The organism is Rhizobium sp. KNZ2-6A (assembly GCF_056755475.1).
In genome coordinates this window covers 1-15,002 of sequence record NZ_JBNDIC010000086.1, presented here as the reverse complement: position 1 = coordinate 15,002, position 15,002 = coordinate 1, and the positions used below count along the sequence as shown (strand labels likewise).

Annotated in this window: 17 protein-coding genes; 10 read left to right on the top strand and 7 right to left on the bottom strand. The window is 57.3% G+C overall.

The features are described from left to right. Positions 1 to 529, top strand: a 529-nt coding sequence (locus ACPYOP_RS31605; RefSeq protein WP_481414165.1) for a helix-turn-helix domain-containing protein, incomplete at its 5' end; no start/stop codon positions are given. 24 nt (positions 530 to 553) lie between these two features. Here the strand turns inward: ACPYOP_RS31605 and ACPYOP_RS31600 are convergent. Together ACPYOP_RS31600 and ACPYOP_RS31595 are read right to left on the bottom strand one after the other, a co-directional pair. Beyond that, positions 554 to 697 carry a hypothetical protein gene (locus ACPYOP_RS31600; protein ID WP_167377202.1) on the bottom strand — a complete coding sequence of 48 codons (144 nt, stop codon included), beginning with the start codon at positions 695 to 697 and terminating at the stop codon, positions 554 to 556. Beyond that, complete coding sequence (locus ACPYOP_RS31595) at positions 697 to 1,374, bottom strand: hypothetical protein (protein ID WP_481414164.1); 678 nt, start codon at positions 1,372 to 1,374, stop codon at positions 697 to 699. The genes ACPYOP_RS31600 and ACPYOP_RS31595 overlap by 1 nt, the downstream gene beginning before the upstream one ends. A gap of 525 nt (positions 1,375 to 1,899) precedes the next feature. Here ACPYOP_RS31595 and ACPYOP_RS31590 point away from each other — a divergent pair. Together ACPYOP_RS31590 and ACPYOP_RS31585 are read left to right on the top strand one after the other, a co-directional pair. Beyond that, positions 1,900 to 2,382: a hypothetical protein gene (locus ACPYOP_RS31590; RefSeq protein WP_064813942.1), complete on the top strand. Its 483-nt coding sequence runs from the start codon at positions 1,900 to 1,902 to the stop codon at positions 2,380 to 2,382. Further along, positions 2,379 to 3,071, top strand: a complete 693-nt coding sequence (locus ACPYOP_RS31585; RefSeq protein ID WP_481414163.1) for a hypothetical protein — start codon at positions 2,379 to 2,381, stop codon at positions 3,069 to 3,071. The genes ACPYOP_RS31590 and ACPYOP_RS31585 overlap by 4 nt, the downstream gene beginning before the upstream one ends. 29 nt (positions 3,072 to 3,100) lie before the next feature. On the opposite strand, the gene ACPYOP_RS31580 is transcribed toward ACPYOP_RS31585, so the two are convergent. After that, entirely contained in the window at positions 3,101 to 3,772 is a 672-nt protein-coding gene (locus ACPYOP_RS31580) for a GNAT family N-acetyltransferase (protein ID WP_481414162.1), read from the bottom strand. Between the two features lie 129 nt (positions 3,773 to 3,901). Between ACPYOP_RS31580 and ACPYOP_RS31575 the strand changes: the two genes are divergently transcribed. Beyond that, complete coding sequence (locus ACPYOP_RS31575; protein ID WP_481414161.1) at positions 3,902 to 4,393, top strand: GNAT family N-acetyltransferase; 492 nt, start codon at positions 3,902 to 3,904, stop codon at positions 4,391 to 4,393. 144 nt (positions 4,394 to 4,537) lie between these two features. Here the strand turns inward: ACPYOP_RS31575 and ACPYOP_RS31570 are convergent, their stop codons facing one another. Next, complete coding sequence (locus ACPYOP_RS31570) at positions 4,538 to 6,433, bottom strand: AAA family ATPase (protein WP_481414160.1); 1,896 nt, start codon at positions 6,431 to 6,433, stop codon at positions 4,538 to 4,540. A 59-nt stretch (positions 6,434 to 6,492) separates the two neighbouring features. Then, positions 6,493 to 7,104 carry a hypothetical protein gene (locus tag ACPYOP_RS31565; protein ID WP_481414159.1) on the bottom strand — a complete coding sequence of 204 codons (612 nt, stop codon included), beginning with the start codon at positions 7,102 to 7,104 and terminating at the stop codon, positions 6,493 to 6,495. Positions 7,105 to 7,369: 265 nt separating this feature from the next. Here ACPYOP_RS31565 and ACPYOP_RS31560 point away from each other — a divergent pair, with 265 nt between their 5' ends. Next, positions 7,370 to 7,849, top strand: coding sequence for a hypothetical protein (locus ACPYOP_RS31560; RefSeq protein WP_481414158.1), 480 nt, complete (start codon positions 7,370 to 7,372; stop codon positions 7,847 to 7,849). Between the two features lie 558 nt (positions 7,850 to 8,407). On the opposite strand, the gene ACPYOP_RS31555 is transcribed toward ACPYOP_RS31560, so the two are convergent. Next, positions 8,408 to 9,082 (bottom strand): hypothetical protein, encoded by a 675-nt coding sequence (locus ACPYOP_RS31555; RefSeq protein ID WP_481414157.1) that lies wholly within the window; start codon positions 9,080 to 9,082, stop codon positions 8,408 to 8,410. Between the two features lie 787 nt (positions 9,083 to 9,869). Between ACPYOP_RS31555 and ACPYOP_RS31550 the strand changes: the two genes are divergently transcribed. The 4 genes from ACPYOP_RS31550 (at position 9,870) to ACPYOP_RS31535 (ending at position 13,120) form a co-directional block, all read left to right on the top strand. Continuing rightward, a complete protein-coding gene (locus tag ACPYOP_RS31550; RefSeq protein WP_481414156.1) occupies positions 9,870 to 11,237 on the top strand; it encodes an AlbA family DNA-binding domain-containing protein in 1,368 nt (455 codons plus the stop codon). A gap of 36 nt (positions 11,238 to 11,273) precedes the next feature. After that, complete coding sequence (locus ACPYOP_RS31545; protein WP_481414155.1) at positions 11,274 to 11,435, top strand: hypothetical protein; 162 nt, start codon at positions 11,274 to 11,276, stop codon at positions 11,433 to 11,435. A 137-nt stretch (positions 11,436 to 11,572) separates the two neighbouring features. After that, positions 11,573 to 12,292, top strand: a complete 720-nt coding sequence (locus tag ACPYOP_RS31540) for a hypothetical protein (RefSeq protein ID WP_481414154.1) — start codon at positions 11,573 to 11,575, stop codon at positions 12,290 to 12,292. A gap of 288 nt (positions 12,293 to 12,580) precedes the next feature. Beyond that, the gene (locus ACPYOP_RS31535) at positions 12,581 to 13,120 is read left to right on the top strand and encodes a hypothetical protein (RefSeq protein ID WP_481414153.1); all 540 of its coding nucleotides are present in this window, start codon (positions 12,581 to 12,583) and stop codon (positions 13,118 to 13,120) included. Positions 13,121 to 13,276: 156 nt separating this feature from the next. On the opposite strand, the gene ACPYOP_RS31530 is transcribed toward ACPYOP_RS31535, so the two are convergent. Next, on the bottom strand, positions 13,277 to 14,020 hold the full coding sequence (locus ACPYOP_RS31530) for a helix-turn-helix domain-containing protein (protein WP_481414152.1): 744 nt from the start codon (positions 14,018 to 14,020) through the stop codon (positions 13,277 to 13,279). 371 nt (positions 14,021 to 14,391) lie between these two features. On the opposite strand from ACPYOP_RS31530, the gene ACPYOP_RS31525 reads away from it, so the two are divergent. Next, a complete protein-coding gene (locus tag ACPYOP_RS31525; RefSeq protein WP_481414151.1) occupies positions 14,392 to 14,775 on the top strand; it encodes a hypothetical protein in 384 nt (127 codons plus the stop codon). The last annotated feature ends 227 nt before the right edge of the window (positions 14,776 to 15,002 follow it).

Sequence of the window (15,002 nt, the reverse complement as noted above, 5' to 3'; positions counted from 1 at the left end):
TACTCGGGACTTCCGCATCGAGTTCATCCAAACCTATGGTCTGCCGTCTGGGTTTGCCGACATGAGACTGTTGCAGCAGTCCCAGTCCTTCGGCGACTTCCCAGATCAGAAATATCTTCATGAAATCATGGTTCCGGCCTATGTCGCCGCCATCGAACGACAGCGCCCGTCCATGGGGCATATCCTGGCGAGGATTCTTGGCATGCATGCGGCCTATGCGCGGATCGTTCTGCCGCAGAAGAACTCGTCGGGCCGGAGTGCATGGTGCATCAGTCTTGTCGACGTACACTTCCTGCTGCCGACAGGACCACGAACCGACGGACTGGACGATGCCGACCTTGCGATCCTGCAATTGCTGGCGGAAGGAGCATCGACTCGGGAGGTCGCTATGGCCGCCAATCTGTCCGCACGGACGATCGAGCATAGGATCGAACGGCTGAAGTCCGCCTTCGGCGCCCGGAATATTGCACACCTCGTCGCGTTGTCGATCTCGGCAAGCATCGCAGGTGTCAGTAGGCGGGACGAATGACCCTGCCGCCGCGAAAGCTTCCGATCATCCCAGAACTATGCGAACAATGGCGATTATCGAGCCCACCGCCACGTAGAGCAGTGGCAAAACTACCGCAGCGACCAAGGCGGCGCCGACAACAAGGCTCATGGCCTTCTTTCTTTTGTGGTCGGCCTCATCGATACGCATCAGAACACCTTCATTTCCCGGCCGTCGTACATTTCCTCACTGATCTTCGTGCTCTTTAGCTTCTTGTGGACTAGCTGCGTCGAGCTACGAACACGTCCGGCGCCGGACATGCTGAACAGAGCAATGGCCATCAGGACAGCGGGGATCAGCGCGATCTTCGCGCATGTCCAGAATGGGTAGTGCGCCCAGATGAGCGGCGACGCGAGAGTTACGGTCACGAAGCTGACGACATACGTCGCCCCGACAGCAAAACCTCGATAGAGGTTCACAAGAACGGACATGGTGAACGACAAAGGCGAATACATGTTCGTGCCGCGCGCCTGACTTTGCGTGGCAACGAGAAAATTGTCGTTGCTGGATCCGTTCCAGCGGGAAACGAAAAAGAACTTGCATTCGTTGCCGATCGCGACCTCGGAGCGAACGGCATCGTTCGTGACGACATGCTCTACCTTGAAGATGTCCTTGTCCGTCTCGATGACGATGTATGCGTATTTTACGAGATTTTCGTGTTTCTCGTTCAGCCCCTGCGATGCCTGGGTTCCTGTTTCCTTGACCGTTCCTTCGACAATCCGAACGTTCTTCGGGAACTCCTCCGGCTTCGAAAGAGCCTGTGGTCCTGGGAAAGCTGGGGCAAGCCTGAGCTTGTCTGAATCTTCCTTGAACTGTTTAAGATTCATGACGCCCTCCGCCGGATAGGATGTGCGGCGCTGACTTCATTCCGCGGTAGCCGGGACGCTTCGGCCGACCATGAATTCCATCCGTGTTGAATAGGCATTTTACCCCCTGCTTTCTGCAAAGGGACGGTGCCATCGTCAGATTAATGGGAACGCCAATATCGGATGGGGAAACTACCCGATTTCAGGAGAGGCAAGCAGATTTCGGCCTGCGCCGCCGACATTCTTGAGAGGCACACCCGAGCGGCCTTTACGTCCCCGAAAGCGTGATTATTGCAATCGTCTCCAAGGACGATGCAGGCAAGCTTGCTTTAATCACGACTGTATAAGTTCAGCGATATTTAGCGGCAGAACCTCATCGGTCGGCAATTCTTGTGGGGCGAAATGATATCCAAGCATCTAATGATCGCGGTCAATTGGTATGGTCCTTACCGAGGCCTCGATGACGCGAGGGCGGCTGCTCGCCGCGACTATGGCGATGGACTCTACATGTGCATTGGCAAGCGTCCGTATCAACGGAAGGTGAGCATGCAGTACATCGGGATCGGCAGCAATGTACATACTCGGATGCAGGAAGGGCATCATAAGCTCAGAGAGGTCACACAAGAGCGCGTAATCTGGCTTGGTGAGATCGCAACAGCCGAACCCTCCGGCAAGCGCCTGAAGGCAACAAAGACCACGCTGGATTTCGCGGAGTGGCTTCATGCCCGCTTCATGCAGCTTCCCCTCAACGAAATGAAAACGAAAGCCCTTCCTTCAAGAAGTGTCACCGTCCTGAACCGCTGGTTTAAGACCGACTACGCAACACTCCGAAAGAACCGCCCGCATCCCGATTGGCCGGACCTGATCGACTATCCGGATTACGATCTGCCCGCGCGAATGATCTGGTTTGGCGGGCGCCAGCAATACTTCCATGCTCCCGACTACGCGCGACCGGATCCAGCAGTTCGTCCTTCGAGACGTGTTCGCGCTGCGATCGAGGCGGCCGAAGAAGAGAATGCCGCCGAATGACCGCTCAATGGGTCGACACCGAAACCGACCAAGAGGCCCGTTCGCTCGACCGCGGGATGTGGGAAGTAGTCGGTCGGCATAAGCCGGACGGAAGCTTTGTTGCACAGGCAACAGGTCCGGCACCTGAGAATGGTGAGTTCTGGGCGGACGCCCTTGATCGCATCAAGGACGATCCTGACCAACGTTATGCTATGGCCCGCCGCCACCTGCCGCTCCCGGCAGCGTGGCGGGAGATGGCGATTGCTCTCCGGACTAAGATCAGGAAGGCACGGAAGGAGAAAACGGACTACGAGGATCTGCTCAGGGAACTGCACCACCTTGCGGCAATGTGGAGCTACACGGATTACGGCTACATAGAGCGCATCCCTTACGCCCGGCTTGCATCCCTTGATCTGGCCTATCATCGAATAGGCAACGAACGCTTGCCCCTTCTCGGGGCAACAGATCGCAAGTGGATGAAGGAACTCTGGGGAGAACCGTCCAACCACTCTACCGCCTCGGAGCTGTATGAAGACATGCTGGCCGCCGATATCGAGCGGATCAAGGCCGACAGGAAGCGGGAGGACGACGAGAGGTCGGATCGGATGTTTCTGGATCTCGGTTGGTATGACGACACCGAGAAGACTCCGGAGCAGCATCCTTCTCCATCAAAGCGTCGAGGCCTGTTCGGATGGTTGTTCGGGAGATGACGGGCCACGTTGTTGCCGTGGTGGACGCATTAGTCGTTCTCGTCCACGGCTGGCGTTTCCGTCACATCCAGATCTAGGAAGCGCTCATCCTTGTCGTTGACGACAGCGTCCTGCCAGGCGGCGACGAGCCATCCTTCATGCTTCTTCGAAACCTGGCGGAAGCGTAGTTGCTTGTCCGATTGATAGTAGGTGGCGAGCTTCTGATTGGCGCCTGCGTCGAAATCGTCAGGATGTGCCTTCACCATGACGAGAAGCCCTGGGCGACCGAGTACATGCTGGGCTTCGCGGAGAAGCCGGTGGGCGATGCCGTGTCCTCGCAAGGACGGGTTCACCCACAGTCGCTCAAGATACGCAACCGCGGAGAGTTCGTCCAAATCGGCGTCTTTTTTCAGAGCTTTTGCAACGAGATCCCGGTCATTCACGAGAATGCGGTAGCCGATCGCTGCGTGTTGGCTCCGCTCGTCGAAGACATCGAAATATCCTTCGTCATCGTCATCCTCCGGGATATATCCAGGCTGGAAGATGAACCCCTTAAGGTGGGCGAGAACGGGTCCGGCCGGCGCGTTGTCGTCGTCTTCCGGATACCGCCGGAGAACGACGGAAAAGTCGAGGACGTGTGGTGCTTCCCCGTGCTTGGCGAAGATCGTCTCGACCTTGAGGTAGCTATCGTCATCGAGGATCTCGTCGTCTTCCTTTTGCAACGATGCCTCCATCGATTTCCTCCAGAAAAGTGGCGGCACCTTTTCACGTTGCAAGATATCGATCAAGACACCTAAAAAGCGTGCGTTGCCAAACATATGTGTAAAGCGACATCGCATGGGGAGAAAATAATGCCTGCAATGACTGACCCAATGAATGCCTTGAATTCATTCCAGCGGGAACTGCCGCACGGTACCTTAAAGCTCCAGCAATGCGAGACCGACAAGGATCTCTTCGTCCATCTCGACCACCCAACAGGGAAGCCACGATTTACCTACGTCCGACTAGATGGGAAGATCGTGACCGCGATGGCGATATTCGCTCTGGTCGAACCTATCGACCGGACACAATGCTTCCACCTCGGCTACGCGGTGCCCGAGAAGTACCGTGGACAGGGCAAGGGCAAGGACATCGTGGCTGCTGCGATGAAAGAGCTTGCTAACGGCTTCAGCAGGACACCGATCACCACGTTCTACATCGAAGCCGTCATCGGCGCGGACAACGAGGCCTCGCACAAGATCGCTGCAAAGCTGCTGTCAGCAATGCCGACACCGATCACCGATGAGGTGTCAGGCACTCCGGCATTTCAGTATCTGCGGAAGGTGAACACGAAGGCCGCATAGCTGGTTGCTATAGCACGAACCCCTGGGAGGACGGATCTTTCACCGCTGTCCCAGGGGCCTGAGCGCTCTCGCGGCCGTCCGGCAGAAGCCGACCCGGTTGTCGCGATTTCATGGGCGAATGCTTATCGAGCCCGTGTTCCGAAATCAAGGACCACGAATGACGCGAAGCAAATCGCTTCCGTCTTCTTCATTCAACGCGTCCAAGACCTCCCTGCCCGGCAGCATGTGACGCTCGACCAGTTCGGCCACGAGCTTCATGAACGTTTCCCGATGGCGGTCGAGGATCGCGGTCGCCCGCTCCAACTGTTGCCGCAGGATGCTATCGACTTCCGACATGAGAGCGGTGTCGAGAAACTTCATCTCGTTTGCATGACGGTCGTCGATGGGGCCATAGGATGCCAGCTTCCGTCCCATGCCGAATGACCGCTCCAGCGTAATCGCAGTCTGCGTTGCCTCGTGCAAGTCGGATCCCGCCCCGCCTGCCGCACCATCGTCCCATGAGCCCAGGAAAAGCTGTTCGGCCGCCATGCCCGACATCGTCATGGCGATGAGGTCGAGGTAATGCTCCTTCGTCCTTCTTGCCCACGGATTGCGGGTGAAGACCGCTCTTCCGACAGACTGCGATGACTGCCCTACCCTCAGGCTCGATGCGACGGAGACCTCCGCCAGATCCATTCCGAGGACTGCACCGACGACCGCGTGGCCGATCTCATGGGTCGCGTTGACTCTGATCACCTCAGGCGGCAGCAGGAGGACGGGAGGAACGTGTTCAAAGACGTCTCTCGATTCAAGCGGACGCTTCCGCCTTCGGGCACTCCGCCGGGCACCGCGAACGATCAACTGGATGGCCGCACCTGTCATGCCCTCAGTACCCTCGGCGAAGGCGCGATGATCGTCATCAGTCAACGCTCCTCTCAAATGCATTCGAAAGATCGAAGCGCGTGCTTCGGTGTCGGGAAGGGGAATGCGGACATGGCGATCGAGGCGACCCGGCCGCATGATAGCCGGGTCGATGAGATCCGGATTGTTGCAGGCGCCGACCACCACGACGCCTTCTCGCCCGTCGAGTCCATCGAGCTGCTCAAGCAGTCCATTCGTCGCTTTGATGTCGTACGAGGCATTGCCGCTGTCGACGGTGTTGCGGTCGCCAAACGCGTCGAGCTCGTCAACGAACAGGATCGCCGGTGCCTTCTTCCGGGCGTCCGCGAAGCTTGCCTGCATCGCCTTGAGAAAGTCTCCCAAGTGTCCGCGCGCTTGCCATTTGGCATAGGAGGCGACGACGAGTTCCATGTTGCACGTCGCCGCCAGCGCTTGGCTAAAGATTGTTTTCCCCACGCCCGGCGGCCCCGACAACATGATCCCTCTATCGACGTCGTCCCATGCGAGTGATCCCGAGCGCCAGTCGGCGATGTCGCGAGCGAGATCAAGCCCCCATCGCTGCGCCTCGCCGTAGCCTGCCATGGTTTCGAGCGTCACGGTCTCATCGAAGACCGGACGTCTTTGCGAAACGCGTGGCGTCGCCGTCTCTAGCTTCTGAAGCGTCGCCAGAATGCGCGACATGGGGCGGCCCCGCATGACGGCCAGCTTCAGGCGCCTCCAATTGCTGCGCGCGAGAATTCCAGCCTCCTCCGGCGAGAGGTCGATGTTGTAGACCCATTTGACGACGCCCTGGACCTGCCGCGTCGTTGGCGCCTCCACATGCAGGACGGCATCGAAGGCGAGCGCGATTTCCTCGGGGATGTCGTCCTTATCCTTGTACAGGACGATGGTCTTCTTGCTCCCGAGTTCATCGAGAATGGTGTCGTATGTTTCCTCCTTCGCGTCGCCGATATAGACCCTGTCGGAAATCCTGAAATCAGCGAGAGGATTCAAAAGCGCTGCGGCGGCCCGCAGGTAGGTGCTCTTCTCGTCCCATCTCGGAAGAACGAGAGCGATGGCGAAGCGGTGGGCGCGAGTATAGGTGCCGATGGCACGGCTGATGCCTGCATAGGCAATGTATTCCGGCAGGGCGAATCCCTGGCGGGTGCGAGAAATGTTCATTTATGTGTTCCCGGAAAAGCTGAATGGTGACGTTGGATCCTGCGCATCAGCGCGTCACGTCAGCTGCGTATCCGGCGCACCTGGGTATCAGGACCGATCAGGGCATCATCCAGATCGAGCTCCAAGAATCCTTGAAGGATCAGGGCGGCCACGGTCGGCATCGGCCGCCCTTCCCTGACTGCCGACATGCATTCGGCGACGGTCAGGGATCCCATATCGTCTAGCGCCGCAAGCAGTCGAATCCTGTCGCCGAGCGGCGGCCGATAGAAGCCATATCGCAGGAGATCCTTACTGTTCTGGAGACGGAAGCTGCCTTCCAGCTCGGCCATGGCAACGGGCCGATAGTGGTGGCCCATGGATTCGACTATGGATGTCACCCACGGCGACGGTCTCGGCTCTTCATGCCCGACATCGATAAGGAAGGATCCGCTGTCGGTGATGACGACGAAGTCGAGCTGATATTCATCGGCGCCGTCGCTGAGCATGGGCGGGGCCGAACTCCACTGGACGACCTCGGGGTCGAGATCAAGCAGGCATGCGAAATCGCGGGCGTGCTCCGAGCGAAACAACGCAGGGCCGACGCATTTGATCGTGGCTTCAGTATGGGAAATTGCAGGCAGCGTGACCGGACGTGGAGCAGCATCGCTCCGGCGGTCATGGATACTCTTCATGGCATCCCTCGAAATCAAAAACGCAGAACTGGGCGATACCGGGCAAGCCCGGGGTGCGTCAGCGTATTCGGAACGAGGTGCGCGCAAAGATGTTCATGGGCGGGAACGAATATAGAACATTGGGGAAGGCGTCAAGGACCAATGTGGAGCGAAGAATGTTGGCGATAGCTGCTAGTAGTACAGCCTACCCCATGCACCCGTTTATCTCGAATTAAACAATGACCGCTAATGCGGCGGATAGTTCAATCTAAGATAGCGATCCTCAATGACAAATTTCGTAAAGGCAACAGACTTCTTCGCAGTTTCATTCAACGTCGCTGCGGTAACGACCTTCGGAGGGGGTGCGATTATTCGCTTTGTTGACATAAGCGGTCGATCAACCCGTTTGGTTGTGATGCGGGAGTCGCTTGCGCATTTGGTTGCTGAGGGCCACGAGATCTTGGCGAATAAGTTTTCCGGATGGGAAGACAAAGAAAGGACTGGCTCTGAGAAAGAGGCATACGAAGAAGCCGTTCGCACTCTTCATGATCTTCGACCCGAGATGAACTCGAATGACTATGAAAACTTTCTGGCATCTGAAATAAAGGATGCCTTCAAATTCGACGCGGAGGGCGATCTAAGCGAGTTCAGCGCACACGCCAAGGACGGAAGCTATCAGCATGTCCTGATGTTGCCGATGACGTTGCGAGCGCTTGTTGCGAAGAGTGACAAGGTGCTTGGTATGCTTCGCGCCAGATCAAGCTGAACCCCGGACAAGGCGGCATCTCTAAGCGTCCGCTGATCAGATTCAGAAAACTCGCCGCAGAAAAAGACTATGCCGTCTTCATAACGAACTTCACGCGATACCGATGCGTTGGTGGTTTCTGATTGCATTTGGCCTACTCCCTTTCTGAAATTGTCCCTCGCACCAATAGTGATTGCAAGAGCGCCGGTAGGGAGACGACCGACGTATACCTAAGCCCGCAAAATCCTCTCACGACAATCTCGGGACGAGCCATGATATGGCCACGCCCGAGATGTATTTCAGACGGATGCCGCTCAACCTTCAAGCCACCGCAACCGTCCGTCGCCGTATGCAACGCAACTGCTGGCCGCGACAATGCGTTCGAACGCGCCGTGCGCTCGCTCCTGTACGCCCAGGATATGCGCTATAGTATCCATTATCCGCTTCCCGGATTGAAGAGGACGACGAGCGACATCGCCTTCCCGGGATTGAAGATCGCCGTTTTCCTCGAAGGATGCTCTGGCACAGCGATCGGATGCGATCACTCTCGGCTCCCAATTGAATCCGAACCAGAGTCGATCACCGAGCTTCGTTTGGAACTGGCATCATTGGAACCGATAGGTCTCCACCTTCAAACTGGCTGCATCCGAAATTGAAAAAGCGCCTGAAGTTACTGTCTGTCGCAGCGTTCTCGTTCTTGGTCAGGATCGCGCGACAGAACTTGTGAGGTTTGCCTGGCTTGCAGGTATTGGTAGCCGCATCCCGACAAGCGTGTATGAAACCTACGCCAACGAAGACATCATCGGCGCCGACGGTTTGGCGCTGAAATACGAGATTTCCATAGCCGAAGCCATTGTCACCCTCGTAGGACAGAACGACCCGAGATTCGTTATCTTTGAAACCTGCAAGCTTCCCCGTACGCCCCTCTAACGCCCCATCCTTTCCAAGCTCTTGGTAAGAGCCGCTCAATTGAGGTCCTTCATCGAGCTTGATTTTCCATCGAAGCGCCTCTTCGGTTGCATCCCCAAGGTCCTGGCCCTCCAATCCCGTCAGATCCTGATACATCAACGTAAGGTACCACTCAGATTTCGAAAGCTTGTCGCTCGGCGCGTTAACATGCTCCCCGAAGATCTTTTCCTTCACCAGTGATACGGCTTCGCCGCCGAAGGACTTGATGGCATCTGAGTAGACAACGCCCAGCCCCGCGGCGGTAAGACTACCGATTGAGAACATGCCCGCAACTATCGCAGCCATCAGACGCCTGCTCCACGACTTCCTTCGCGATAGAGCGCTGCCCCGTTTTGATTCTCCAGTCAGTTTGTTTGCAGATCCTCCGGGGCTTCGCGTGCCTTCAGTCGTACTTTCCTCACGTTTCGGTCCGGCCATCTGCACACCCTCCCCGCCAATCTCGATCCAAGGACTTCCCGATCCCAACCACTTTAAAACGGAAGCGCCCCCGTCGTTGCCGACAGAGGCGCCTTTTTATCGATGACGATCTTTTGGAGTAAAGAACTCGATCGATCAATCTCGCGTTCCTGCAAGTCTATTCATGGAGCGATACTCAGCAGGCTACGTCCACGGTATGCTTGCGGTGTACACGTTCTTTGAACTGAGCCAATTCATCCTCCTTAAAGGCGCAGAACCACTTCGCCTAGCACCTAATATACACGATATCGCTATTGGCTTCTGGCTTTTCAATGGGAACCAACCTTCTGTGTAAAATAATTTCTTGCCTCGTATCAGGCGATGTCCGTTTCCGTCGCCCATGACGGAAACGAGGCGTCAATGACATAGTCCAGCGGCGCCGCGGGCTCAATCCAGCGACATCATCCAGCTTGGTGATTGAGAGATCCTCCTCCAGCTGCGCCTTCGCAATATGTCAGGGCAGCTCAGCGCGAAAGGCTGCTGACGTTCTTTAAAAGCGCCCTCGTCCTTTCTGGCGATCACGCACCCTGTCAAACGCAAGCGCGAAAGCGTTCTCATTGAAGTCCTCTGACCTTCGTGATCTTCTCAATTCAGCACGTTTAGGGTGAGAATCAGCATGGCCGAGATCAGTCGTGAGCGCTTGAACGACCTGCTGGTCGATCCCAGAGAGGATCTGGGATTTGAGGTCAAGAACTGGCTTGATCTACAGGGGTCTAACGACGACAAGGCAACCTTCGCAAAGGCCGTGCTCGCCATCGCCAACCACGGCGGTGGCTTCATAGCCTTCGGGCTTGTTGAGACGCCTGGTGGCATTGTCGAAGCGGAAGGACGCCCTCATGTCCTGAACGGATACAACCAGGACCTGATCAACGGTATCGTACAGAACTACAGTGATCCGCCGTTTCACTGCCCGGTGCACCTCGTGCCCAATCCTGGTGGCTCACTTTTTCCGATCGTGGTCGTTCCGGGCGGGCATCGTGTACCCGTCAGGGCGAAGCGCGCGGGACCAAACGGAAATACCGTTGCCAACAACGCGATCTATGTCCGCAAGCCCGGACCACGCAGCGAAACGCCGCAGAGCGCACAGGACTGGGACGAACTTCTCGCCCGCTGCCTTCAAAACAGGCGCGATGAGATGTTTGACCAAATCAGAGCCCTTATCACGGGTGCGGTTCCCCAGGTCCAGCAGGAGCCTCCTCCCGAGAGGCTTCACCAGTTCATTCAAGCTGGCTTCGCGCGGTGGCAGCGCCTTGCTGAAAGTCTACCTCCAAACGCGGGGCCTCGTCTTGAATATGGGCGACACTGCTTTGCCTTCGAGGTCATCGGCGAACGGCGGCAGATAGCTCCGGCTCGCATGCCAGAGATCTTACGCGCCGCCGAGATCCATCATACCGGGTGGCCGCCGTTCTGGTATCCGACCCGGCGCGGTATCGCACCATACCTTGTCGACGGGCTCGTGGAGTGCTGGCTGGGCGGAGACACCGAGACGCCGCCCGACCAGCGCGACCCGGGGCATTCGGACTTCTGGAGAGTCCATCCCGACGGAATGGCGATCCTCATCCGGGGATATCAGGAAGACGGCATGGATGCTCAACGACCCGGCCGCGCTGCTGTTCCGCCTGGCACGGTGTTCGATGTGGCGCATCCTGTTTGGAGGGTCGGAGAAACCCTCCTCTACGCGAAGAGCCTGTCTGACCATCTTTTCGAGGGTCCGACCACCATCAAATTCGAAGCCATCTATCAAGGTCTTGCGGGGCGAGAGCTCACCAGCATCGGCGGGAGCAGAATGCTTCGGGGCGGGAGGGTTTCGAGGCAGGACGAGATCAGGCTTCAGACGCATGTCGATACGAGCGCCATAGATTCGAACCTTCCCGAGGTCGTACAACCGCTCCTGTCTCCGCTCTACGCCCTCTTCGACTTCTACGACCTTTCGATGCAGCTCGTGGTCGACGAACTCGGCTCCATGAGAGGTCGGCGCTCGTGAAATACTATCCGCGACTTCAACCGGACCGGAGCGAGCGTGAGTGAACAGGCGTCTGAAGCGGCTGTTGATGTATCGAGCGACGAGATGGGAGAACCATCATCTTCGTTCCCGGAGAATATCACGTTCCACTTCATGGGTTATCAGCGGGCGGATGCCGAAAGCCTCGCGAGAAACCTCGCAACTATTTTCCGGGGCTAGGCAAGATCATCGATCTCTCAACGCTTGACGGGGTCACGGTCGCCTACGACTACGACGACGCTCTGGCGAATCTTGATCGAGGTTACGAAACCAGCTTTGTCCTGCAGCGAACGACCGATGTCGGCATAGGAGTCGCGATGACGCCATCCGTGCTGCGTGACGGCGTGCTAAAAAGCCACGTCGTTCTGCATGGAGGCGTTGCGGACATGGTATCCGGCGAAGATCCAGAGTCTCTCAACATGCTCATCCACACGCTCGCCCATGAAGCCGCTCACGTGGAAGTCACCGCGGCATGGGAGCAATGCTTCCCTGGTGAACTCCTCCGGTCGGGGTTTCCCACGCTCATGGATTCGTGGCGGGCGGATGTCTACATGGCATGCTGGGAGGAATACGCCGCCTGTCGGATCGCCGGATCGATCGGATACGACCCCTTGCCCGGCTACGAAGAGACATTCCTAAAAGTGTTCGAGCCGATTGACGCGAAGGTAGGCGATCTTGTCAGCAAGTGCCACGGAGGCAACGCCGATCCTTTTGTCGGCCCTGTGTTCGGTGCCTACGGCACCCTTATGAAGTTCGCCTGCTATTTCCTCGGCACGCTGGCTGCGGCTGGAAGGAAGGGCGATCCAGGTGAAAAGGTGACGAACGCACTGCATGGTTCTTGGTTCCGGCCTTTCTACGTGAGGCTCGAAGAAGCTTGCGACAGCCTGTTCGGCAGCTTCGCCGGATGGTCCGACAAATCCGGCTTCGAGGAGATTGGCAACATTGTCGAGGAAATCATCGAAGATCAGGTCATGCGCATATTCAAGCGCGATGCTGGGTATCGCATATTCATCCATCATCCGCGGGTGAACTGCTAATTGATTTCGCGACGAGCGGTTCTCCTAGCGATAGCGTTCCTCCAACAGATGGCATTGCCGCAAGCGGATCAATCCACGCTGGTCTCGAAGCGCTGGATATCGTGTGGAACGGCGGCGCGTGGAACGATGCCATTCATAAAAAGAATGACACGGCCAGAAGCCACAACAGCGCTACCGTCATCGTCCGCGCTACGCCGGGAGGTTGCTCTTACAATCCCGGTTGCAGAGCTCTATGTCTGACATTGCATCGACAGATGCCGAAATCTGCAACAAACACAAGGTGATGTATTGCGTAATATCCTTCATTCGACTGCCCTCGTTCTCCTGAGCGCCAGTTCATCCTTCTCCGCTGGAGTTGACGTTCTCGATGGGCTTAGCAAGAGCGAACAGCTCGCGCGGCTCTCAGCACATGTCCCCGAGATTGCGAGAGGGGTGACCGACCTGACTGCTCGGACCCGCATGTGTAACTATTTCAAGCACGTTTTCGACGACGGAAGGAGCTTTGACGACAAGATCTTGGATTCGAATTCTTCGCAGGAATTCATCCAGTACAAACAGTGCTGTCCGACAACTGGCTCTTCCCAGGTTGGGATGCTTGCAGACATCCTGGCGGGTGAAGATCCTTTGCCCGCTATCCCTGGCGAGCGTCACAGGCAAATCAAACAGACGGAGATCATTCTTCGTGGGCTGGTGCGGGAACACGATTATGCACCGGTGATGCACAGTATCAGCGAACAGATCCGACAGACTTCGGACGCGATCGACAGCGTTGCCTGCACTCCCCTGGCAGCTACGTACTCGCTCATCCAATCGACACACGACAAGTAGCGGCAGCGGCTGTCGCATGGCTTATGCCCCTTGAATCTGATGATAGCGCGGTCGCCTAAGGCGGCCGCTGATCTCGCGGCACATTTGTGGGAAGCTGCTCGGCATGCTGGCGAAAACAGCACAATAAGTTACCGCTTTCCGACCTCAGTCCGGACCCTAGAATTTGCGGTTCGGCATCGCGACATGCCGTCCGTCGACGAACACCTGCTTTCGCTTCGCGGCTCCAGGATCGGTCAGCTTTGGCGTGATCGACAACACAGCGACGGTCCAGTCCGGCAACCCAGGCTGCGGTGCAGGCATCACACCGCTCAGGACGGTTAGGCCGCGCCGCTCCAGCTCGGCGACGCACTTGAGGATATCGTTGTAAAGTCGGCGCCGGGACAACTCCTCGCCGCCTTCGATATCGATGTCGTCGGACAGCGCGAACGACGCGAAGTCCAGCCATTCGGTCAGTGCGGCGATGTCCTGATCATAGGTGTCGGGAACGCCCGGACTGTGCACGAGGAACGCTTGGCAATGTGCAGCTTCCCGGACAGCGCGCTGGGTCTTCATCGGCGCCACGTCGACGGCCTCAAGGTGCCCATAGGTCTCCACCATCTGTTCCGCAACGGCATCCCGGCCGATGGGCAGTCTGGGCTCGAAGAATGCTCCCTTGTCGTATCCCAGGGCGAGCGCGACCCGGTCGAGAGCCTCATCGCTGACCCGTTCTCCGCGTTCGACGCGCTCGACCGTGGATACGGAGACCGTAGCGAAGTCGGCGAGCGTAGACACCTTCCAATCCCGAAGATGACGCGCCCACCTTACAATGAGGGCGACGAGTTCTATTGGCGGGGCCGTGGGGACATTGACGGGCTTGTCTGCGGACTGAGCGACCTTGTGAAGCAATTTTTGAACATTCATGGGCATTCTCCTTTCGGTGGAGGGAAGATGCCCGAACTGCTTCACGCAAAAGAGTCCGGAAAATCCTTCAGTACGCCGTGCGGCCGGAATCATCAAGTTTTCAGGTGTAGCAACTGCCGCTGAACCCCGCATGTCGCTCGCATCGATCGCGGAAGAACCACAGAACGCTAGTAGACCTGTGGTAGTGTTGGCCAAACCTGCAATTCCAAGCAACAACGCTGCCCAATAGGATCGACGATTCGAGCATCTGCGAAGGATGGCGACTTGAAGCGGTGGATCGCTGCAACCGCTCGTCAAAGGGTTACCTAAAATAGATTACTTTCGTCTCGGAAGCTTACGAACCATTGTGTCCTCTTTGGGGGGACCATCGAATGGCTACCTACGTAGAAACGTTACCGGAGAATGTGGGCATCTCCCGCATTGAGGTTCGCCGCGACCGGGCCGAAGTACCAGATGACGGTGTCACTCACACTTTGGGTCCTTCGCACCCAGAGCTTTTCGTCGCACATCCGCGGGGTATTGGTGTGGCGCTCGATGGATGGTGGAAGTGGGGTCACGGTCATGTCTATGAAATGCCCCGGAGGGAAATCGTGAGGAGTGCCGCCGCAACCTTTGTCCGCTACTACACCGGTGACAACGATCCGTTCCCGAATACAATTATCAGCTTCATATATAGCAGCCCAAATCCTAACTTTGGAAAACCAATCGAGCTGCCAGTTCCGACGTTCGAATCGAATAGACACTTTATTCCGTAGCGCCATACATCGTCTCGATGTGGATGAGGCGGAACGCGGACCTTGCTAGGGCATCTGGCGGGAGGCCGCTCGGAATATAGGCCCGATGGTATCCCATTCTGAAGTTGTCTCGCACCGGATCAGACCGTTGATCCGGTGCGCCGTACTGGAGATGACGTCCCAGGGAGTGGTGTAGCATTCGGCTGGGGCCGCGCTTCCCGGCGAGAGCCGGAGGGGATATCAGCGTG